Source organism: Aneurinibacillus danicus, assembly GCF_007991215.1.
GTDB lineage: Bacteria > Bacillota > Bacilli > Aneurinibacillales > Aneurinibacillaceae > Aneurinibacillus > Aneurinibacillus danicus.
In genome coordinates this window covers 1-19,386 of sequence record NZ_BJXX01000152.1, presented here as the reverse complement: position 1 = coordinate 19,386, position 19,386 = coordinate 1, and the positions used below count along the sequence as shown (strand labels likewise).

Sequence of the window (19,386 nt, the reverse complement as noted above, 5' to 3'; positions counted from 1 at the left end):
GCAAGGGTGCCCGAAAAGCTTTCAAAGAAAAGCTGACTTTATATCCCACTACGTTCAGATAAAACTACTCTTGTTTGTAATGTTTCTGCTCGAATTTATGACTTTATATCCCACTACGTTCAGATAAAACTACGAAATCATCCGTACCAATCAAGGAACGTTCATCTTTATATCCCACTACGTTCAGATAAAACTCATCCTCGCAGGTAGCTGCCTTCCATGCCACTTGCCTTTATATCCCACTACGTTCAGATAAAACCACCGATAAATCCGAGCACAAATCCACTTAATGCTACTTTATATCCCACTACGTTCAGATAAAACTTGGACAGGGAAGTCCCTTCCGAGTGGCCGGATGCTCTTTATATCCCACTACGTTCAGATAAAACAGGGTTAAATGGTAGGTTATATTGTCTGGGATTTTCTCTTTATATCCCACTACGTTCAGATAAAACAATAATTTCAATGAAACAAAGAAAGAGCTGATTGAAACTTTATATCCCACTACGTTCAGATAAAACTCGAAAGACACTAGCGCTTCCATTCAGTTGCAAATCCTCTTTATATCCCACTACGTTCAGATAAAACTGACTTCACTTTCCGTCTCCTTCTCTTTCTTGTTGACTTTATATCCCACTACGTTCAGATAAAACAGGGGACAGGAGTAAAAATCACATCCCAAAAGTGACGACTTTATATCCCACTACGTTCAGATAAAACCATCTTTCAGGTTATATGTCTGCCTGATCCCCATATAACTTTATATCCCACTACGTTCAGATAAAACTAATGTATTCTGGACTATCAAATAAATCTAAGTCAGCTTTATATCCCACTACGTTCAGATAAAACTGATAGCCAGTTTGCTCGCATTTGCGATATACTTCTGACTTTATATCCCACTACGTTCAGATAAAACGTAGCCTTTGATCTGCGCTTCCAGCTTCGGCTCTCCTTTATATCCCACTACGTTCAGATAAAACGTTGACGCAAGGACGCAACACACCGGAAATGGCCGACTTTATATCCCACTACGTTCAGATAAAACTATTCGGCATGCCGCTGCGCCTCGGTAAATACAATCCGTCTTTATATCCCACTACGTTCAGATAAAACCTGGAAAGGCAGCGTCATCATGACCTCGACCGACATCACTTTATATCCCACTACGTTCAGATAAAACCCCTAAAAACAAAATGGACAAAATCCTTTATTTATCAAGCCTTTCACGTCCCAACAAACTAACCAAAAATTCACTTTTTGCAGTAAACCGACAATTCTATTTTTCATACTCCACAAAAAAAGCACAAAAACCTTGCTACACAAGGCTTTGCGCTTATTTTATCAAAAACTAGCTTCACTGCAAAGCATCCACTTTCCCCCAATCAAACGAAACAGCGTAGACTCCTTTCCCCTTTTCAAAAGCTGCATGTCAACGAACGTCACAGCCATCCAGACGGACCAAACTGATACTTCTTCAATCAGAAATAACTAAACACAACATGGAGTGCATAAGTCCCTACGCCAGGCCCATCTTATCAAAAAGATTAAAACCAAAAATAAAGGGAGCATTGAACAAAGCGAAAGAAACCTCTGCCTTCAAGTAATTTAAAATAAACGAATACATAAAACAAAAAGGAACCTCCGATATTGGAAGTTCCTTTGCCGATTTTGGTTTACTTTATCAAACTTGAGCGCCAACGGTTTACATTCGTTACACTTGGCGTGCTGCTTAATCACGGAAGCAAATTCAATTCCGCCCAGTGCGGATGTGCCTCGAGACGCCGTTCCATGTCACGGAACGCTCTGAGCGAGCGACTCAGCTTACTGTAGGCGTCGCCCCCCTCACTCCAGCCCTGAAAGCCAATCATTCCATTAAAACCGATCTTTTTAAGCTGCCCAAGCAACGCGAAATTGTCCAACTCGCCTTCGTCCAATGGCTCGATAGTCGCAATATCTCCAAAACCGTGCGGATTCCTGCGGCTACCGGACAGGTTCACCTGCTTCAGGTACGGCGCTACCGCTCCCAGTATAGCCGGCAGGTTTGTCCCATCGACAGCATACCAGTGGAAGCCACAGAACACGATCCCCAGATTTGGATGATTCAGCCGGCGACACAGTCGCAATGCATCTTCGTGCCGCTCGATCCAGAAGGATAAGTGCGTATAAAGCAGGATGTTGATGTTTCGCCGTTCGCAAATCTTGAGTGCCTTTTCCAGCCACTTCACCGCGATGTCATCACCTGCCGGGTCTGAAGGTCTTATATTCCTTCCTACGGATTGGATCGCCAGCTCAACAGTCGAACACCCCTCGAGAGACCCCAACAACTTCAGGATGCCCTCATTTCTCGGATGGTTCTCGCCTAATGAGAGATCCAACACGACATACACACTCGCGACGTCCAGCCCATATTTCTGCTTGACGCTGCTAAGCTTCGCCGCGTCCCGCCACCGCTCTCCGTGCCAGATAGACAAATGCATTGCATCGTACCCGATCTCTTTCAGCATCTCGCACCGTGCCTCGAAGCTGTAAATTCCCATTGAGTTGTAGAAAGAAAAATCCATTGCATAAACGCGGTAAGCCATCGTTACCAGTTCCTCCTTTTCAGCGAATACATCAATGCCAAGTAAATACGTCCTCTACATTTCCATTTTAATATATCTAAATTTATCGATATACCATTTTAAAAAAAATTTCACTTAATCATGTTCAACCCTGTCGACAGTTGTCTTTAAAAACCACTTTACGCCTGAAACATCGCTATATTTGTATATCTGAATTTATCGATTTATTTAAGTCTTATTATATCGTTTATTCACGATATGTCAAATTGTTTATTATATAATCTCTTTTAGCAGCGGTTATTTGAGTACGGTAATGGAGGGAAAGCATATGCCTCTTTATCATTGTACAACGACATAACCTTTCCTAATACTTAAAAAAAGACCGCTCCCCCGGAACGGCCCCTTCGCTCATCTTCTGACACTTTGTCTTGCTAAGCTAGTTCCCTTGATTATAGCATTCAGCCTGCCTTTCGCTTCCTCGATGTCCATATCAATTTGAGTTAACATATACATCCAGTCCCTCGTTTGCTTTCTCATATGATAGAAAATAATGGGTTTTTCATGTCTAAGAACAGTCATTACTTCTATAATCGGAGAGTTCTTATCAATTGCTGTCTCTCTTACAAGTTCCCTTAAAAAACTTGTAAAAACAAATAGATTTTTAGGATGATCCGGATAATTTTCTAAAAGTACAAAAAAATCGTTTACTGAATCACTAATGCTTTCACCATACTCTTTTTTGCTCACGTATATTCCTCCTGGTAACTGGCTGGCATATCTTAAAAATAAAAGCCCCTATAGTTTTGCGTCCTTACCTTTCGATAAGTTTGCCTTTTTCATTAGGAATATATTAACACTAAAATCAGGGTAGAAACATGTATAAAGCCCTGCACTGCAAAAATTGCACCTCTTCGACAAATGACTCACAGACCACTCTATGCGCTTTGTCAGCTGTCGAATCTCTTCTTCCTTAAGACTTTTCTTTTTCTCCAGGGAAAGGTCTCTTTTTTTGCAACCTCTCAGCATCACTTTCGTATAGAAAGGTGTAATCCCCCTTTACTCTGCCCCTTGCCGATGACAGCCGACAGGGGCAGCTTTTGCAACTTTCCCCTGCTTTTCTACGTAGGAGATAGAAGCCAACGTTTTACTCTGACTTGCCCCTCCCTGCGAGGGGTCTTTTTTTAGTGTAGGAAAATTTATCGCAACCGAACGCTATAATATCTCATAGCTTCCAGACTCCCTACTGCTTCAAAAACGTTTTGACCTATTAGCATCCTGAGCCGATATTCCAAAAATTCATCGCCCACATATTGTTCCAAGCTCCCTAAAGCTTCTCCAATAACTCTCGCCGCTTTCACAAAATCCTTTTTCTTCTGCTTACTATGAAGTTCCTGAGCCGCCTGGATAACATGCGGGTCAAACCACTCTTCTGTGATGCTCTGCACGTATCCATTTTTCCAAATACGCAGCACTTCATTTGTGTCAGCCAGACGAAGCCATTCTTCAGCAAGTCTTTTCCTATCCTGTAAAGACAACAACTGATTCAGCCTACTCTTCTCATAAATAGCCTGTAACTTTTCCGGGACAATTTCCCCTGTATGTAGAACAGTATATGTCAATTCTGCCTGATTAAAATATGCCGCATGAGCTTTCGTAGCATTGATGACAGTAATATCATTTGCTTTCTCATTCAATAAGTACAAAACAAATCGTAATCCAGTTTGTTCATGAGCGTTTTCTCCTGTCCAAATCGTGATGGGTACATCTGAAGGAATGGAAGAAATTTCACCGAGAGCATTCTGAAAACACTGTATATAATGCGTAGCATCCTCCTCACTGTAGCGAAAATGCTTGGTAAACCATTCTTTTCTCTCCTTCCTCCCTTCTTCCGTGTGCAATTGCCATACAGGACCAATAGAGAACAGGCTGGAAAACGTAATCACCTTCTCTTCCTGATTTACCCCTAACCCCTTAAGCGCCGCTCTGAGACATCCAGAAGCAGAATCACCAAAAATAATATGTACCTTTTTATGCAGTCCGTTCTCTTCGTTATGCATCTGATTGGCTTTGTAATTCAGAATTCGCTTATATATCTCGCTTACATCGGTAAAAAATTGTTCCTGGCTGTATTGCGTTTCTTCCACCAGGTTCACTCTCAGGAATATATGATACAGCAAGGTTTTTGCTTCTTTTTCCGTTAAGCCATCTATCATTTCCCGCAGGTTTTCTATCATTGTTTTATCATTCCTTTCTACATCGCAAAGAAGCTGTCATCTCGGGCTATTTCTCTACTCTTACTATTGTAAGGTAGTTTTGAGTATGTTTCAAAAATATACCTTTACAAACGTTGAATTGGACATGAGTTTTGACACATAAAAAATAGCACCATTCACCGATCAAATAGATCAAGCAAAGCGGTGCTGAAAACGAAGGTTTTATTTAAGCTGCTTGTTTTTCTTTTTTTATATTCGAAAGTTTGATTGGCTTGAGTAACAAGGTCATCAAAGTACCTAATACTACAAAGATTAACCCGTAATGGAAAACGCTATGCAGCGCATCAACTAATGTAGATTTCAGAACAGGTAAAATCATTTGCTGCATGCCTTGCGGAATTTTTGCAAGTGTCTCAGGACTAAGCAACATCGAATATAGTCCTTGTGGTGAATGCTGAATCATGCCTTCAAATTGTTCGACCATACCATGAGCCTGTGGCGGAAGTTTTTCCAAAGTAGGAACTAATTGTTCTGTTAATAAATTAGACGAGCGATGGTTCATAATGGCTCCTAAAACGGTCATTCCGAATGTCCCACCGATTTGTCGGAAAAATTGACTCGACGAAGTAACAACACCTAATTGTGACTTAGGAAAACTCTCTTGAAGAGCCAGGGTAAGAACTGGCATCACAAGTCCCATTCCTAAACCAAGAATAGCCATAAAGCTCATGGCAACTAATTTAGTGGTGTCAATTCCCATCGTGGATAGCAACCAGAATCCTGCTGCCATAACAATCATACCCACCACAACTTGTGTTTTCACTCCAATTTTCCGAACGAGCCACCCACCAAGAATACTCATCAGCATCATAGACAGCATCATAGGTAACATCATCGTTCCAGATTGGGAAGCACTCATCCCAATAATACCTTGCATGAATAGCGGAACAAACATAATGGCTCCAAACATTCCCACTGACATTAGGAACCCGATTCCGTTTAAAACAGAGAACGTTCTGTTTTTAAACAAGTGCATAGGAAGAATCGGTTCACTTGTTTTGGATTCAATAATACAAAAACTAATGAGAAATACGGCAGCAAGGGCGAACAAAGAAATGATTTGCCATGAAGCCCAAGGATAGTCTTTCCCCCCAAAAGTCAAGGCAAGAAGTAAACTGACGACACCGACAATCATCGTAAACATACCAGCGATATCAAATTTAACAGGTCCTTCAAGTTTTTTATTTTTTAGTCCCACACTAATGAGAATGACAGCAACAATACCTACAGGCATATTGATATAGAACACCCATCTCCAGTTGGCTGCATCAACAATCCAGCCACCCACTTGCGGACCGATAATGGAAGAAAGTCCAAATACGGCACCAAAAACCCCTTGCCATTTCGCTCTCTCGGCACCTGTGAAAATGTCCCCAATAATCACCATAGCCATCGGCATCATTACACCACCGCCGATTCCTTGCAGACCACGGAAGATAATGAGCTGGGTCATGGAATTCGCCATACCACAAAGTGCGGAACCGATCATGAAGATAATAATCCCTGTGACATAAACGGATTTTCGACCAATTAAATCGGCTAATTTACCTGCGATTGGAACAACGGATGTAGACGAAAGCATATAGGCTGTTGTAAGCCATGTCATCAAACTAAGACCACCGAGTTCACCGACGATTCGAGGCATCGCAGTTCCTACAATGGTATTATCCAGCGATGCAAAAAGCATGGCGACTAAAAGACCTACGATTAAAATCCCGCGATGTTTTGTACTTTCATTGTCTTGTTCAATGGGTTTTATTTTCGGTTTCGATATTATTTTTTCTTTTATCATGCTATATAACTCCATTTTCTTATTAACATTCATTTAATTAATGTCTTCTACGGTAGATGCAATTCGAGCCAATTTCTCATAAATCTTCACTAAATTTTCCAATTCCTCCGACTCTAAATGTTTAAGATAATGGGAAATCGTTTTAAAACGCCTTTGTTTGGCTTTTTGTAAAACTTCTTTTCCTTTCTCCGTTAAATGGATAAAAACAACTCTGCGGTCATTTTCATCTCGGTCTCTCATAACCAATCTGTTTTTATGCAACCGTTCAATCATGACTGTGATTGCACTTGGCTTTACACCCATTTCTGAAGCAATTTCCGTGACCATAAATTTTTCTTTCTTCGAAAGGAGATGGAGAATATAAAATTGTGGTCCTGTTAAACCTAATTCTGTATCCTCGGATAATTTAGGTCCTAATTGACGCATAAATGAGACATAAGCCTGCTCTAATCTTTCTATTTTCTTATCAAAGTCGCCCATATGACATCCTCCTTCATAGCACTTGTTACTTATATATTTCAATTATTAAAATGATAATCATTTTATATATTAAATAATAAAATATTTAACGTATTTAAATATAAAACATGATTAATGAAAAAACAACCTAATATTTATCAGGAAAATTTTGTTCATCATGTGCACCGTATTCCATATCAGCCACAAACTAAAATGGATCCTTGGAGACATCTTCAAAACGATCACTCTTGAACATCTCCAGAAACCACAGGCTTTGATCACCGGTGTTCTGGATGTAGTGCCCGAAGGCGAACGGTGTATATCCTACATCACCAGCCCGATAATTGAAAGTTCGGGCCGTGCCATTGGCCGCAAAAACGGTCATACGTGCCGTACCCGATAGGTAATACTGCCACTCGTCGTTATTTGGGTGCCAATGCATTTCCCTCATTCCTCCCGGCTTTACTTCTACCAGCGCGGCCGCGATTCTAGTCGAAATGGGAAAGTTGGTGGAGTCGACTATACGCACCGTCCCGTCCGGAGTTACGATCGGTTCCTGCGCAAGCAGCCGGTATGTAAAAGTCTTTGGCACAGTACCGTAGGGATCTGATACCTTTTGACTTTCAATCGGACCGGGTACGTTTGCTTGAAAAATGTATCGCTGTTTTTTCGGGATATGGGCAAAGGCACTTTCTGGTACACCAAAATTTGCCGCCAGTACGTCCTTCGGTGTGTGTGCGAACCAATCGGTGATGGAAAGAGTATTTAGGTCGGAGAAATTGCCGTCGCCAAATACGAGAAGGAACTCGCAGCCTTCCTCCAGTCCTTGAATCGAGTGCGGAATTCCGGGAGGGAAGTACCACAAATCCCCAGGACCGACATCTGCTATGAAATTCCGTCCTGGTCTACTGCTGTTGTACGCGCCCGGCCTAAAATCATGCAGGACCATTCCGCTTGCTGATGCCAATGTAACTCACGCACACCACCCGGCGTCAGAGCCATGTTCACCCCCGCTAGTGTGGTTGCAACAGGCAACTCTCTGACCGTCACTTCCCGTGACCAGCCGCCGTGATTTAATTGCATATGGGTATCGGAGAAAGAGAACTTCAGGTTGGGGATCGTTCCGGCGTCAGTGGCCGGCGGAACGAGCATGTCGGGATTTTCGAGGTCCCTCATAACGTCCCGCGGACCGAAATCGGGCGCGCCGGCACCATCATTTCTTATCGGCTGCGGTACTTTACCGCTCTTTTCTTCTTTCAGCCTGTCAATTTACGCTAACAATCTCATCCCTTCTCACAAAATAATGATAAAAAACCACCTGCTTGGGAAGAATAGTGAGTACCACAAAAACCATTAACCAACGAGGTGGATACTCTCATGATATCCAAATTTTGAACAGATAATGAAATATTTACAATCAAGGATTCCGTTTTACAACATGTTCTGACGTTTATCTGGCTGACCTTTCAAAAGTGGAAAATCTTTAACATCTTTATCAAGCAGAAATAATATATTTTCCATTAAACGCTTTTCTGTAGATGTGACAATTGGCCAACAGTCATCAAAATTGACTTCTGTCGACTAAACAAATAAAGGTACTTGAAAAAAGGAAAGGAAGTATAAAGTGCCGTTCTGGCAAATTTATGCTTCCTTTCACATACGGGTTTTTCGGTTATTCCGGATTCGCCAATTTTACCGGTACGGCATTGCCGATTTGCCTTCCTATGGACATAGTATTGCTGTAATAAATATAAGCCGTAAGGAAACGTCTGAACATACAGTAGAACCATCCCCCTGTATCCGGGGCATGGTCGTGACAAATAAGGACCGTCTCTATGCGTATGCGTACTGCTTTTCACCCGCTAAGCCAAGCGTCCGCGCTGTTGAAGTATGAATTTCGTGCAAAAGCTCTGGGTTTTCCACTAGTGACACACCATAAGAAGGAATCATTTCTTTTATTTTCGGTTCCCACGCTTTTAGATGTTGCGGGAAGCATTTTTTTATGACCTCAAGCATGACGAAAACGGCGGTAGAAGCACCCGGAGAAGCGCCGAGCAATGCCGCAATCGAGCCATCAGCGGCACTAATAACTTCCGTACCGAATTGAAGCGTTCCTTTGCCGGCGGCAGTATCTTTGATCACTTGCACACGTTGGCCCGCTACCACGATATCCCAATCTTCGCTTCTAGCGGTCGGGATAAACTCGCGCAACTCTTCCATGCGCTGTTCTTTCGACAACATAACCTGCTGAATCAGGTATTTGGTCAATGGAATGTTTTTTGCGCCAGCTGCCAACATCGTTAACACATTATCCGGTTTTACGGAACCTAACAAATCAAACATGGAGCCGTTTTTTAAAAACTTCGGTGAGAAGCCGGCAAACGGTCCAAAGAGCAACGTTTTTTTATTGTCGATATACCTTGTGTCCAGATGCGGAACAGACATTGGCGGAGCGCCAACCTTCGCTTTCCCGTATACTTTTGCATGATGCTGCGCTACAACATCCGGATTGTTACACACCATAAACAGTCCGCTTACCGGGAAGCCTCCAATATGTTTTCCTTCAGGAATACCCGATTTTTGCAGTAAAGGCAGGCTTCCTCCACCGCCGCCGATAAAGACGAATTTTGCAGTATGGCGTTCGACGGCACCGCTCTCGAGATTCCGCACTTTCAATTCCCAGGAGCCGTCGCTCGTACGTTTAATATCATCAACATGATGTTTGAATTTGATATCGACGTTTTTGCTCTTTAAGTGGTCAAACAGCATGCGCGTTAAAGCGCCAAAGTTGACATCAGTTCCAGAGTCGATTTTTGTTGCCGCTATAGGTTCATTCGATTTACGGTCTTTCATAATAAGCGGAATCCATTCCATCAGTTTTCGAGGGTCATCGGAAAACTCCATCCCTTGGAACAGAGGATTGTTTGACAACGCTTCAAAACGTTTTTTTAGAAACGTTACATTTTTTTCCCCCTGTACTAAACTCAAATGAGGCAATGGCATGATAAACTCCTGCGGATTACGTATCAGATTGCTTTTTACAAGATAAGACCAAAACTGTCTTGAAATCTGAAACTGTTCATTAATTTTTACAGCTTTGCTAACATCTATGGATCCGTCCGGTTTTTCGACGGTGTAGTTAAGCTCGCACAATGCCGAATGCCCCGTTCCCGCATTATTCCATTCGTTAGAACTTTCCTCTCCTGCGTTTGCAAGCCTCTCAAACACTGTAATTTCCCAATCCGGTACTAATTCTTTCAGCAATGTTCCCAAAGTCGCACTCATGATTCCGGCACCAATTAAGATAACGTCTGTTCTAGTTTGTCTGTTACTCATTTTTACCGTCCTTATACCCTAAGATTTGCAGAAAGGATGCAGTCGCTCCTGCTTAGGCACTACAGCAAGCCAGGCGCGACCCAGTCACACACCTTTTCTGGATCAATTATAACCCTATCATAGTGTATCACTATTATTTATAGATTAAAAATATTTTTTACTATTATATGATAATTATAAGCTAGTGAACTACCCGCCACCTATGCTTCGCTTAGAGGTGGGGCTTCTAAGGTAATCGCACCTAACGGTACGAAATTTACTTAGCTATCGAGCCTGTTCCATGCTCTATTTATGATTATGCTAACAGTCGCAGTCCTTCACGCTTGATATTGATAGAAGCATTCCAATCACGGTCTGCCACAAAACCACAATCACAGCGAAATATACGCTCAGAAAGAGATAGAGACCCCTTTACTTGACCGCAACATGAACAAGTTTTGGATGATGGAAACCACTTATCTTGATAAGCTTTTTCCCCTGCTCCTCTAACTTGTATTGGAGAAATGTCGTGAACATGCCCCATGCATGATCAGCAACACTTTTGCCGAAATTGAGGGCTTGGGACATTCCCTTCATGAATTCCTTTGGATCTTCTCCTTTACAGGAAGACATCCATGATGCAGCGATCAACTATACAGCGTAACGAAGCGTTTGGATGTTCATCCGCCGAATAGGGTTCCGCTCCGTTACAAAGAGTGCCTCGCAGTTATCTTCCCGACTATCCCAATACTAAGTTGAATTCCTTACTATCCTAAGGATCCGACTTTTTTAAAAGAGGGTTCTTAACAGTTATAAAAATTGACCAGTATCTATCCTGGTGGAATTTTTTCCCTTAACCTGCTTTAACGTCGCTACTATAAGAAAACTAACAATCACTAATAAGAGCCATGAACTCACCTTTCCTAGATGAACGAAATTCCATGCATCGGTTTGGTTTGGATATTCCCAAGCTCCAAAGAACGTTGCGATATTTTCGGCTATCCATATAAAAAATCCGATGAGCACAAAAGAAAGTGCGAGTGGCATACGGTAACGAGTTCCATCAATCTCGTATGTGACCCATGATTGCCAAAAGATGATAATTACAAGTCCAGATAACCACCAACGAACGTCAATCCAATAATGGTGGGTGAAAAAATTCAAATAAATCGCAGCTGCAAGTGGTACAACTACCAAAAACGGTGGCCACTTAACCAGTTCAACCTTAAGCCTCCTCCATGCCTGGCAAAGATAACTCGCTACACTTGCGTACATGAATCCGCTATACAAAGGCACTCCAAAAATTTTGAAATATCCTTCCTCTGGATAAGACCAGGAGCCCATATGTACCTTGAAAAGTTCAAGAGCAAGTCCAATAAGGTGGAACAATGTGATAACCTTTAGTTCATCCCGTGTTTCAAGCCCAGAACGCACCATCCACCACTGCATCAGAAGGCAGATGATGAGCAGCCAGTCATACCGTGGCAGGAAGGGAAGTGGCATGATTTGTGTAAAAGCCAAAGAGGCAAAAATAACGACAGGAAACAAACATGATAGGGCCTGCTCCCAACCAAAACGAACGAGTTGTTTTAGTGCTCTCATGATTTGTGCCTCCAAAGTTTTTTTCTGAATATAGGTAAGTCCTGCCTTTTTTCCTTTCAATGTTAAATATTCCTACAATATTATAATCTTAGGTATCTTCATCACTTTTGTATTCTAAAATATCTCCAGGCTGACATTCTAAAGCCTTACATATAGCCTCTAAAGTTGATAATCGAATCGCTTTTGCTTTTCCATTTTTCAATATAGAAAGGTTAGCCATTGTTATTCCAACCTTCTCCGAAAGTTCTGTAACACTCATTTTCCGTTTAGCCAACATCACATCAATATTGATTATAATCGCCATGCTATTCACCTCAGACCGTTAAATCATTTTCTGATTTTATATTAATAGCTTCTTGTAAAAGTCTTTGGAGAACAGCAGCAAAGACTGCGATAACCGCTGAAGCAAAAGGAACAACCAATCCGATAAAGATGACACCTGGGGCATCGTCTTTCTCCGCAAAGAGATAGAAGAGCGGCAAGACTAGCACATGCAAACTACTGATTGTGATGGCACAGTATTTGATTTTCTTTAAAGCTTTTACAGATAATTCGGAGAAAGCTTTATTCTTGTCAATATAGCTTAAAAGTTTAATAGCTTGATACAGAGCAAAGTAAAAAGGTATCGCCGATGCATAGAAAACGGTGGAAACGAGATATTTCATATAAGCAATATCCGGAAACAATTTTGCTGCAATATTCCCTATCTCAGGCACCAAAAATATGCACAAAGCAAGAACGGGGATTCCAATAAGAATAACTGCTATCTTTAAAAAGAGTGTCGTAACTCGTTTCATAAAAAGCACCTCACTTATTTATTGTCAATTTGACTTTAACACATGATTTATTGTTTTACAATAAAAAAATATTGAATTAAATTGCATTGTTATTGTTATTTGATTCGATTTTTTCTGCCACAACTTTATTATGTTTGAAATAAAGTCTTGATATAAAAAACAGGAAAAAGGCTTGAAAAATAAGGATTTCTCCTTTTACCTCGAACCTTTCTCCCGCTCTTTTGCACAACTTTGTTTTGATTTTGTTAGAAGTTTATTGTAAAAACTTGTAATAAGAAGCCTATTCTTTTAATTTCGATTTTACTGGCAAAATATAATCAATAACCACCTTTTCACCACGACTTAGTGGAATGGAATATCGTTGTTTTGTATATACCTCACACCAATAAAAATGATCAAAATCAATCTCTTTATCGTTTTTTTCAATTGCTTCTGTAATCAACAAGAAGGCCGAGTCAACAATTTCTGCGATGTTATTTCCCTCAATTTGGATACAAGCCACTGTTCCACTTGGAATGTGTTTTGTATGCAACTCATGGGGAACCGGTGTATTTACTTTCATAAAATCTCCTAATATTAATTCGAAAGTATTTGTATCCTGAAAATTAAACATCATTCCGATACCATCATTTTCATCAATATCCTCACAAGAAGTAAATTCAGATAATTTTTTTAAATAATCAATCTTATCACTTTCAAAATATGATTTCCACACGTTTCCAGCCTCAAAAAATGAAGTGTGATAATGAACTCCGACCATTAGACGTTCGTCAAATTCCTTATAAACAATTTTCTTTAATTCTGCCATGATTCTTTTGCCTCCTATAAATCTCATCTCAAGATAATTCATTGGGTGATACTCATTGACTCAACTTTCGCAGAATGAAATCGGTAAATAAGCCTTAATATAGGCAGGAAGGCTGGCAATCCACTGCTGAAGTTGACTTTCAATCATTGTTTTGATTCGGCTGTTTGTCTTTTTCAGGGTATCTTGAAGAAGCTCGACTAGCTGCTGAAGTGCGACCGCCCAATCGAGATCTTGTATTTCATCGCAAAGTTCGTAAAAGAAACCACCAAGCGTCCGGTCGTCGGTGTTACAGCGGTTTTGCCAAGACAAAACGATATAACGAGAAAATACAATGGTCGTATGGCTAATCAGTAGATCATACGAACGTCCTTGGAACTCTTTTTGAAGTCGTAACAGTGATTGGGTCGTCTTAAAGAATCCCTCAATATCCCAGCGCATCCCGTATATTCGAACGATTTCTTGGTCAGAAAGTGTACAGTCTGTACTCAAGATAGCGAGCCATTCGCTTTTCTTATTCCGGTTTTGAACAAAGATGACTTTGACCGGCACACCGTTGGCCATCACCGTGTGAATGGATCGAAGGACGCCGTTTTTCTGTCCTGCCAGTTGTGCACATCGGTATAACTGCTTCAATGACAGAAGTTGCCCATCTATGACATAGCGCTGATTCGTCGCTTTTATCATCCCGATGACATCAAGACCTTGTTCGACAATCGCCCGGATAAGAGGTGGCTGTGTGAACCACGTATCCATCAGTACATAACTGGCTTGGATGCCTGCCGAAAGAGCACGCGTAAGCATTGCCGGAATGTGTTGTGGTGCAGGCTGCAGTGCCTCCACACGACGCTTATATCCGGATGTTCGTTTGTCAATCCCTTCGGAAATCCCATTGATTTGGGCGTTTGTGGAACTTAAGTAAAGAAAAATCAATCGGCATGAAGGAATGACCATCCGACCAGCCTAGTGTAAGCATACGAAAGCCTTTGTAGAAACGTTTTTTGAGAGAGGAGTGATCAATACAACGCGCAAGAAGCTCCACTTTCTTACTGCGATTTCGATCGAACATGGAATCGTCAACAATGAACACACGGACTCGTTTGGCATCTGTGAGCGTGCTCACTTTTTGAATGGCAGACGCACTGAAAGTCAATAAAAACCGGCGCCAAGCGAACTTGGAATGGTTTAAAAAGCGAGACACGGCATCCTTCGCCGGAAGCGTATCGGATTTTTTGATATTGGCGTTTCGCAAGTGTTTAAGAATTTCTAACTCTTTAAAAACTGTGTGCAGTTCATTTGGCAGTTGATTGTTTTGTTCTATCATATGGAAGACACCTCTTCTATGTGGTAGTGATTTTTGGACAATCTCACTGTACCACAGAACGAGGTGTTTTTTCTTTCAAAATATGTTTTGTCAAGGAACAAACTGAAACGATTATCATGTCAATTAGATCAACGACATAGACCGATTATTGATGTGCGAAAGTTGAGTATGTAATAATTTAATTTTTGAAGTTTTATTTTCTGCCATAATGTTTCTTACCTCTTTTTCAAAAAATATGGACTAAAAAAGCGATACTATTTTCCTTAATAGCTAAACATAAAGTCTATAAAGCCATCTTTATCAGGATCGTTGGACAAAGGCATAAATCCAACTGATGAAAATAATCTTTTACTTGCTTCGTTAGTATGGAAGATACCAGCGATAATTTGTTTTATTCCAGTATTCACGTGTCTATTTATTATTTGCTGAAGTACTTTTTTTCCATACCCCTTGCGCCTGTAATCAGGTCTTATTATAATGGATATATATGCCTTGTCTTCTTCTATTTCAAAATCTACTTTACCTATAAACTCATTATTGCTTGAAATAATCCAGCAGTAATGATCAGGTTTTGAAGCTACATAATTTATATATTCCTTTGTCAGCTTTTCAACATGAAAACTGTCATCATCGCAGTACCAACTTTTTACAGTTGGAATGTATTCAATGTTTATGTCGTGAAATATAAGTTCTTCCATAGTTGCTTGAACCTCCAAAATTCTACAAAAATCTGCGTAATCAATTCATATTCTTTGGTTCTCCATTTAATTGAACAATACGGGGAGAAGGATCAATTGATTGATGACATGCGTAGAGATATGCCCGAGCATCGCATATGCTAATCCATGCTTCCAATATAAATAGCCAAACCCAATCCCCGGCAAAAAATTAAGCAGCAAAGTACGGATTACAGACACTGGACTTAAACCCAACATTTGTGCAGTCGCAGGAAGATGTCCTGCTGCAAATAGGAGTGCGGCGATGACAATACCGGCAATGTAAATTCCATTGTTATTCACAGATTTCGTAATTTTGCTGGCAATCCATATAATAAGCGACATAAGTCCGAATCTTAGAAGCACTTCTTCAATGATGCCCCCGTATAATACACTGCCAAGAAAATAAAGCCAGGAGAATTCAAATTTCTCCTCCAGTCCCAACGCTTCGGTAAATACAAGCTTTTCCGGAATGGCGATAAAGCTGGCAGACAAGAGTCCGATGGCCACTGCCACGGCAATGCTTTTTCTGTTATAAATAAACGGTTTATTCAAGCCTACTTTTGGAGAAGCCCAAGATCCTACTATAGTGGCAATACTCGCCATGGTTGCCGTTTGCAGCATAGCCACTATAATAATGACTTGCTTTGACCCTAGTTGGGCAACAATTTGGCTTTCCCTTTCTGGTGTTAAGGATATAACTTGCTGTGCTCCTAAAACCGCACCGGCCACCAACCCTAAAATCAATACAGCAATCACTTTTTTCACAGTTAACATCTCCTATCATGCTCATCGCATAGCTTGAAGCCAATTCTCAATCTCATCGACAATCTCATGGGATATTGGCTCATTGGCCGATTTTTTATAGATTTTTTTCAATGCTAGTAAAGAGCACGCTTCTTTTTGCTTCTTCAACATATGATTCATATCATCAATCATTACGGTTCGAATATGGTCTAAAGCTAAATTTTTTAAATGGTAGAAAGGTTTTATTGGTGATTGGACGTCTTTGCTTCCGTGAATGACTAGCACCTTGCACTTTAAAGAGGACAACAGCTGTAAAATTTTTTGATCGTTCAGAGATAGATGCTCTCTTAACCACTTGGCTTGAACGATCCGTCCGCTAATCCTTACAGTCGCTTCATTGGTTTGCATGACTTTATCAAATAGCTTTTTCTGCTTGAGCCGCTGTTTTTCAGGCGACACAAGCTTGCGCAGGAGCAATCCGGTAAATCCGGATTTGCTGGCGATTTCTGATAATAATGCTTCATTTTGAGAGGTTATGACGCTTTTCAATGATGTACCGGCGCCACACAATAAAATGATCCCGTCTACATGTTTTCGACTGGCGGATAGCGTGGCTATAATCGTGCCCTCACTATGTCCCAGCAAAAAAATTTTATTAAATACCATATCCTCAGTTGAGTTGCAATAATCAATGATGTCGCTTACGCATTGAACAGCATCGTAAAGTCCCGCGTGGTTAAAATCTCCTGTACTTTCCCCTACTCCAATTTTGTCATATCTTAGTGTAGCAAATCCCGACTGTACCAATGCATCAGCAAGTTGTTTATATATACTTGCCCGCATTCCTCTCATATTGCCATCGCGGTCAACTGGTCCGCTTCCTGGAATCATCACAATGAGAACGTCCGAGTTTTTTCCATTCCTAGGTCGTTCTACTGTTGTAGCAATTACTGCTCTCCCATGATCTACTGGAATTTTTATATCTTCTTTTATCATCATATCCTCCATATCACCATTTTTTCTGAAACGGTTTGACCGATAATATATTCTACTTACTGATCAGTTTTCTCGCTTAGATTGAAAAATACGTTGCAAGTTCTTGACAATCAACTTAAATTTGGAATCTTCGTGTAATGGAACGAATATCGGTTCCTTCTGTAACATGTTCAGCAAATCGTCTTTGATAGCTTGCTCATTGCGTGGAGCATAAGGACCTGCGTTAATATTCTGTTCAATCCAATTGTCAACGGTATAAAAATAATCATCACCGCAAATTTTCATAGGAAATGATATATTTTTACATGTATGATAGAAGCGCTCCAGCATACACAACGCATCTGTATGCCGATGCTGTTTCATATAGCCTAAAGAGGCTTGATAATAAAAACTAAGTTTTAAGTGAATATTTAATTTTTCAATATTATATATGTCTATAACTTTTTCAATACGATTTACCATCTGATCAAATAAATTCTGATTATCTGGAGTGTATTTTAAAAATTCTATCTCACTTGATATCATAATAAACAAGTGTTGAAATGTGCTGGTCTGTAATGTTTCTGTGACCTTATCATTATCCTTGAGCATCGCATAAGCCCTTGCAATTAGTTTTTCTACACCAAATTGAATTGGAACTTCATATCCAACACATTTTAAAAGTTCTTGTGGTCTATCCATAATTAACAATGCGGAGGCATGTATTATTTGCGCCTCTTGTATTAGTTTGTGGTCATCACTCAATATATCCACACGTTCACATAATTCAACTATTCGATTCAGAACCATTTGAGGATTTTGTGAGTACACGTAGTGATTAAGATATAACTGAGAAATTCTTACCAATAGTGGACAACATGAATAGTATTCTTTTATAATGTTTTCAACATCTTTTTGGACAATTTCAAAACTCTCTTTACTGAATCGTTTTGAAAAATTTTGGTAAATTTTCATTATTCTATCGGCAGTAAGTTGTGGCTCATAACCCAGCAACTCGTCGATTGTAGTGTCAAATAAAGAGGCTAATTTGGGAAGTAAAGTTAAATCTGGATAACTTAATCCTTGCTCCCACTTAGACACTGCTGCGGCTGATATTCCTATATAAGTAGCCACATCTCCTTGGGTCATTCCAAACTTTTTTCGCATAAATGTAACATTGTCCGAAAATCTAAACTCTTCCATTAAAAACTCTCCTTTAATTAAAAGTATATAGGCCAATAATAAGCTCAACAAGGGAATTATAGTTGTTTATACATTTCATATTCAACCATTAGTTGAATTAATCAACTAAAATATCGGATAAATAGTTCATCAGATTATAGTTGTTAATTAATTTCAATACCTGATTTGAACTTAATTGCGAGCTTATCATTGAATACCGTAACTTTTTCAATAAGCCGCCTTACCAGTTGCTCATCATATTCCTCCAGCTCATGGGACTGTTCATTCAAGAAGTCTGTCATTTCAGCTATTCGCTGCCTTCTTCCTTCACGCTCTGCATTTACTACTAAGGCATTCTGCTTTAGTTCCCTCAGTCGATATATCTCATTAGCCACTTCCTCATAGTCTGCTTTGGAGTTCGCAAGTCTAATAAGCTCATTTTGCAGCTCATCCAATTTGGTATCAATATCATTGGTAGCCTTGTCATTTTCTTTATTTAAAACTGTCTCGATATTGGCCTGTAAAGTGGAAAGGAGGGTATCTTTACTGGCCAGCACCTCATTGATGGCTTTTACAACTGCTGCCTGTAGCACTTCCTCATTAACTGTAGGGGATGAACAGTCAGATCCTTTTTCTTCAAGGCGGCTGACACATCTCCACACAATGGCTCGACATCCTCGATTATTCCAATGGACCCGTCTATAAATTTCTCCGCACTCTGAGCAGTACACAATGCTAGACAATGCATACTTGCTGCTATAAACTCGCTTCTTACCATTCTTTCCAGTATAAAGGTTTGCCCGTCTTACTAGCTCTTCCTGCACCTGCATGAAAA

Annotated in this window: 15 protein-coding genes, 3 pseudogenes, 1 CRISPR repeat array and 1 riboswitch; all 18 genes and pseudogenes read right to left on the bottom strand. The window is 40.4% G+C overall.

Translation table 11 applies throughout. The features are described 5' to 3' along the window. Positions 1-36: 36 nt before the first annotated feature. A CRISPR array of direct repeats spans positions 37-1,183; the repeat unit is 29 nt; unit sequence CTTTATATCCCACTACGTTCAGATAAAAC. Positions 1,184-1,736: 553 nt separating this feature from the next. Continuing rightward, on the bottom strand, positions 1,737-2,507 hold the full coding sequence (locus ADA01nite_RS16300) for a sugar phosphate isomerase/epimerase family protein (RefSeq protein WP_281286028.1): 771 nt from the start codon (positions 2,505-2,507) through the stop codon (positions 1,737-1,739). 465 nt (positions 2,508-2,972) lie between these two features. Then, a complete protein-coding gene (locus tag ADA01nite_RS16295; protein ID WP_146811334.1) occupies positions 2,973-3,311 on the bottom strand; it encodes a hypothetical protein in 339 nt (112 codons plus the stop codon). A gap of 10 nt (positions 3,312-3,321) precedes the next feature. Then, a riboswitch (cyclic di-GMP riboswitch) is annotated at positions 3,322-3,406 on the bottom strand. A gap of 354 nt (positions 3,407-3,760) precedes the next feature. Then, complete coding sequence (locus ADA01nite_RS16290) at positions 3,761-4,798, bottom strand: DUF1835 domain-containing protein (RefSeq protein WP_146811333.1); 1,038 nt, start codon at positions 4,796-4,798, stop codon at positions 3,761-3,763. Positions 4,799-5,003: 205 nt separating this feature from the next. Continuing rightward, positions 5,004-6,629, bottom strand: coding sequence for an MDR family MFS transporter (locus ADA01nite_RS16285; protein WP_146811332.1), 1,626 nt, complete (start codon positions 6,627-6,629; stop codon positions 5,004-5,006). 33 nt (positions 6,630-6,662) lie between these two features. After that, a complete protein-coding gene (locus ADA01nite_RS16280) occupies positions 6,663-7,109 on the bottom strand; it encodes a MarR family winged helix-turn-helix transcriptional regulator (RefSeq protein WP_146811331.1) in 447 nt (148 codons plus the stop codon). Positions 7,110-7,311: 202 nt separating this feature from the next. Beyond that, a pseudogene (locus ADA01nite_RS16275) lies at positions 7,312-8,264 on the bottom strand (cupin domain-containing protein); the annotation flags it as partial. Positions 8,265-8,921: 657 nt separating this feature from the next. Further along, positions 8,922-10,424, bottom strand: coding sequence for a malate:quinone oxidoreductase (locus tag ADA01nite_RS16270; protein WP_146811330.1), 1,503 nt, complete (start codon positions 10,422-10,424; stop codon positions 8,922-8,924). A 295-nt stretch (positions 10,425-10,719) separates the two neighbouring features. Continuing rightward, a pseudogene (locus tag ADA01nite_RS16265) lies at positions 10,720-11,000 on the bottom strand (RNA-guided endonuclease InsQ/TnpB family protein); the annotation flags it as partial. 213 nt (positions 11,001-11,213) lie between these two features. Then, entirely contained in the window at positions 11,214-12,005 is a 792-nt protein-coding gene (locus ADA01nite_RS16260) for a DUF817 domain-containing protein (RefSeq protein ID WP_146811329.1), read from the bottom strand. Positions 12,006-12,093: 88 nt separating this feature from the next. Beyond that, positions 12,094-12,309 (bottom strand): helix-turn-helix domain-containing protein, encoded by a 216-nt coding sequence (locus ADA01nite_RS16255; protein ID WP_146811328.1) that lies wholly within the window; start codon positions 12,307-12,309, stop codon positions 12,094-12,096. A gap of 10 nt (positions 12,310-12,319) precedes the next feature. Beyond that, positions 12,320-12,802: a DUF2975 domain-containing protein gene (locus tag ADA01nite_RS16250; protein WP_146811327.1), complete on the bottom strand. Its 483-nt coding sequence runs from the start codon at positions 12,800-12,802 to the stop codon at positions 12,320-12,322. 280 nt (positions 12,803-13,082) lie between these two features. Further along, positions 13,083-13,610: an effector binding domain-containing protein gene (locus ADA01nite_RS16245; protein ID WP_170230332.1), complete on the bottom strand. Its 528-nt coding sequence runs from the start codon at positions 13,608-13,610 to the stop codon at positions 13,083-13,085. Positions 13,611-13,670: 60 nt separating this feature from the next. Further along, positions 13,671-14,931: pseudogene (locus tag ADA01nite_RS16240) on the bottom strand (IS4 family transposase). 263 nt (positions 14,932-15,194) lie between these two features. Next, the gene (locus ADA01nite_RS16235) at positions 15,195-15,629 is read right to left on the bottom strand and encodes a GNAT family N-acetyltransferase (protein WP_146811325.1); all 435 of its coding nucleotides are present in this window, start codon (positions 15,627-15,629) and stop codon (positions 15,195-15,197) included. A gap of 66 nt (positions 15,630-15,695) precedes the next feature. Beyond that, positions 15,696-16,424 (bottom strand): CPBP family intramembrane glutamic endopeptidase, encoded by a 729-nt coding sequence (locus tag ADA01nite_RS16230; RefSeq protein WP_146811324.1) that lies wholly within the window; start codon positions 16,422-16,424, stop codon positions 15,696-15,698. Positions 16,425-16,436: 12 nt separating this feature from the next. Beyond that, complete coding sequence (locus tag ADA01nite_RS16225; protein ID WP_170230331.1) at positions 16,437-17,393, bottom strand: alpha/beta hydrolase; 957 nt, start codon at positions 17,391-17,393, stop codon at positions 16,437-16,439. 60 nt (positions 17,394-17,453) lie between these two features. Next, positions 17,454-18,572: a helix-turn-helix domain-containing protein gene (locus ADA01nite_RS16220; protein WP_146811322.1), complete on the bottom strand. Its 1,119-nt coding sequence runs from the start codon at positions 18,570-18,572 to the stop codon at positions 17,454-17,456. Positions 18,573-18,715: 143 nt separating this feature from the next. Further along, a partial coding sequence (locus ADA01nite_RS16215; RefSeq protein ID WP_174760624.1) for a recombinase zinc ribbon domain-containing protein occupies positions 18,716-19,386 on the bottom strand: 671 nt, incomplete at its 5' end.

Excerpts from the sequence above, each read along its gene's own strand:
- ADA01nite_RS16245 (WP_170230332.1), bottom strand. The coding sequence starts at position 13,610 with ATGGCAGAATTAAAGAAAATTGTTTATAAGGAATTTGACGAACGTCTA.
- ADA01nite_RS16280 (WP_146811331.1), bottom strand. The coding sequence starts at position 7,109 with ATGGGCGACTTTGATAAGAAAATAGAAAGATTAGAGCAGGCTTATGTC.
- ADA01nite_RS16235 (WP_146811325.1), bottom strand. The coding sequence starts at position 15,629 with ATGGAAGAACTTATATTTCACGACATAAACATTGAATACATTCCAACT.
- ADA01nite_RS16270 (WP_146811330.1), bottom strand. The coding sequence starts at position 10,424 with ATGAGTAACAGACAAACTAGAACAGACGTTATCTTAATTGGTGCCGGA.
- ADA01nite_RS16250 (WP_146811327.1), bottom strand. The coding sequence starts at position 12,802 with ATGAAACGAGTTACGACACTCTTTTTAAAGATAGCAGTTATTCTTATT.
- ADA01nite_RS16255 (WP_146811328.1), bottom strand. The coding sequence starts at position 12,309 with ATGGCGATTATAATCAATATTGATGTGATGTTGGCTAAACGGAAAATG.
- ADA01nite_RS16300 (WP_281286028.1), bottom strand. The coding sequence starts at position 2,507 with ATGCTGAAAGAGATCGGGTACGATGCAATGCATTTGTCTATCTGGCAC.
- ADA01nite_RS16225 (WP_170230331.1), bottom strand. The coding sequence starts at position 17,393 with ATGATGATAAAAGAAGATATAAAAATTCCAGTAGATCATGGGAGAGCA.
- ADA01nite_RS16220 (WP_146811322.1), bottom strand. The coding sequence starts at position 18,572 with ATGGAAGAGTTTAGATTTTCGGACAATGTTACATTTATGCGAAAAAAG.
- ADA01nite_RS16290 (WP_146811333.1), bottom strand. The coding sequence starts at position 4,798 with ATGATAGAAAACCTGCGGGAAATGATAGATGGCTTAACGGAAAAAGAA.
- ADA01nite_RS16285 (WP_146811332.1), bottom strand. The coding sequence starts at position 6,629 with ATGATAAAAGAAAAAATAATATCGAAACCGAAAATAAAACCCATTGAA.
- ADA01nite_RS16260 (WP_146811329.1), bottom strand. The coding sequence starts at position 12,005 with ATGAGAGCACTAAAACAACTCGTTCGTTTTGGTTGGGAGCAGGCCCTA.
- ADA01nite_RS16230 (WP_146811324.1), bottom strand. The coding sequence starts at position 16,424 with ATGTTAACTGTGAAAAAAGTGATTGCTGTATTGATTTTAGGGTTGGTG.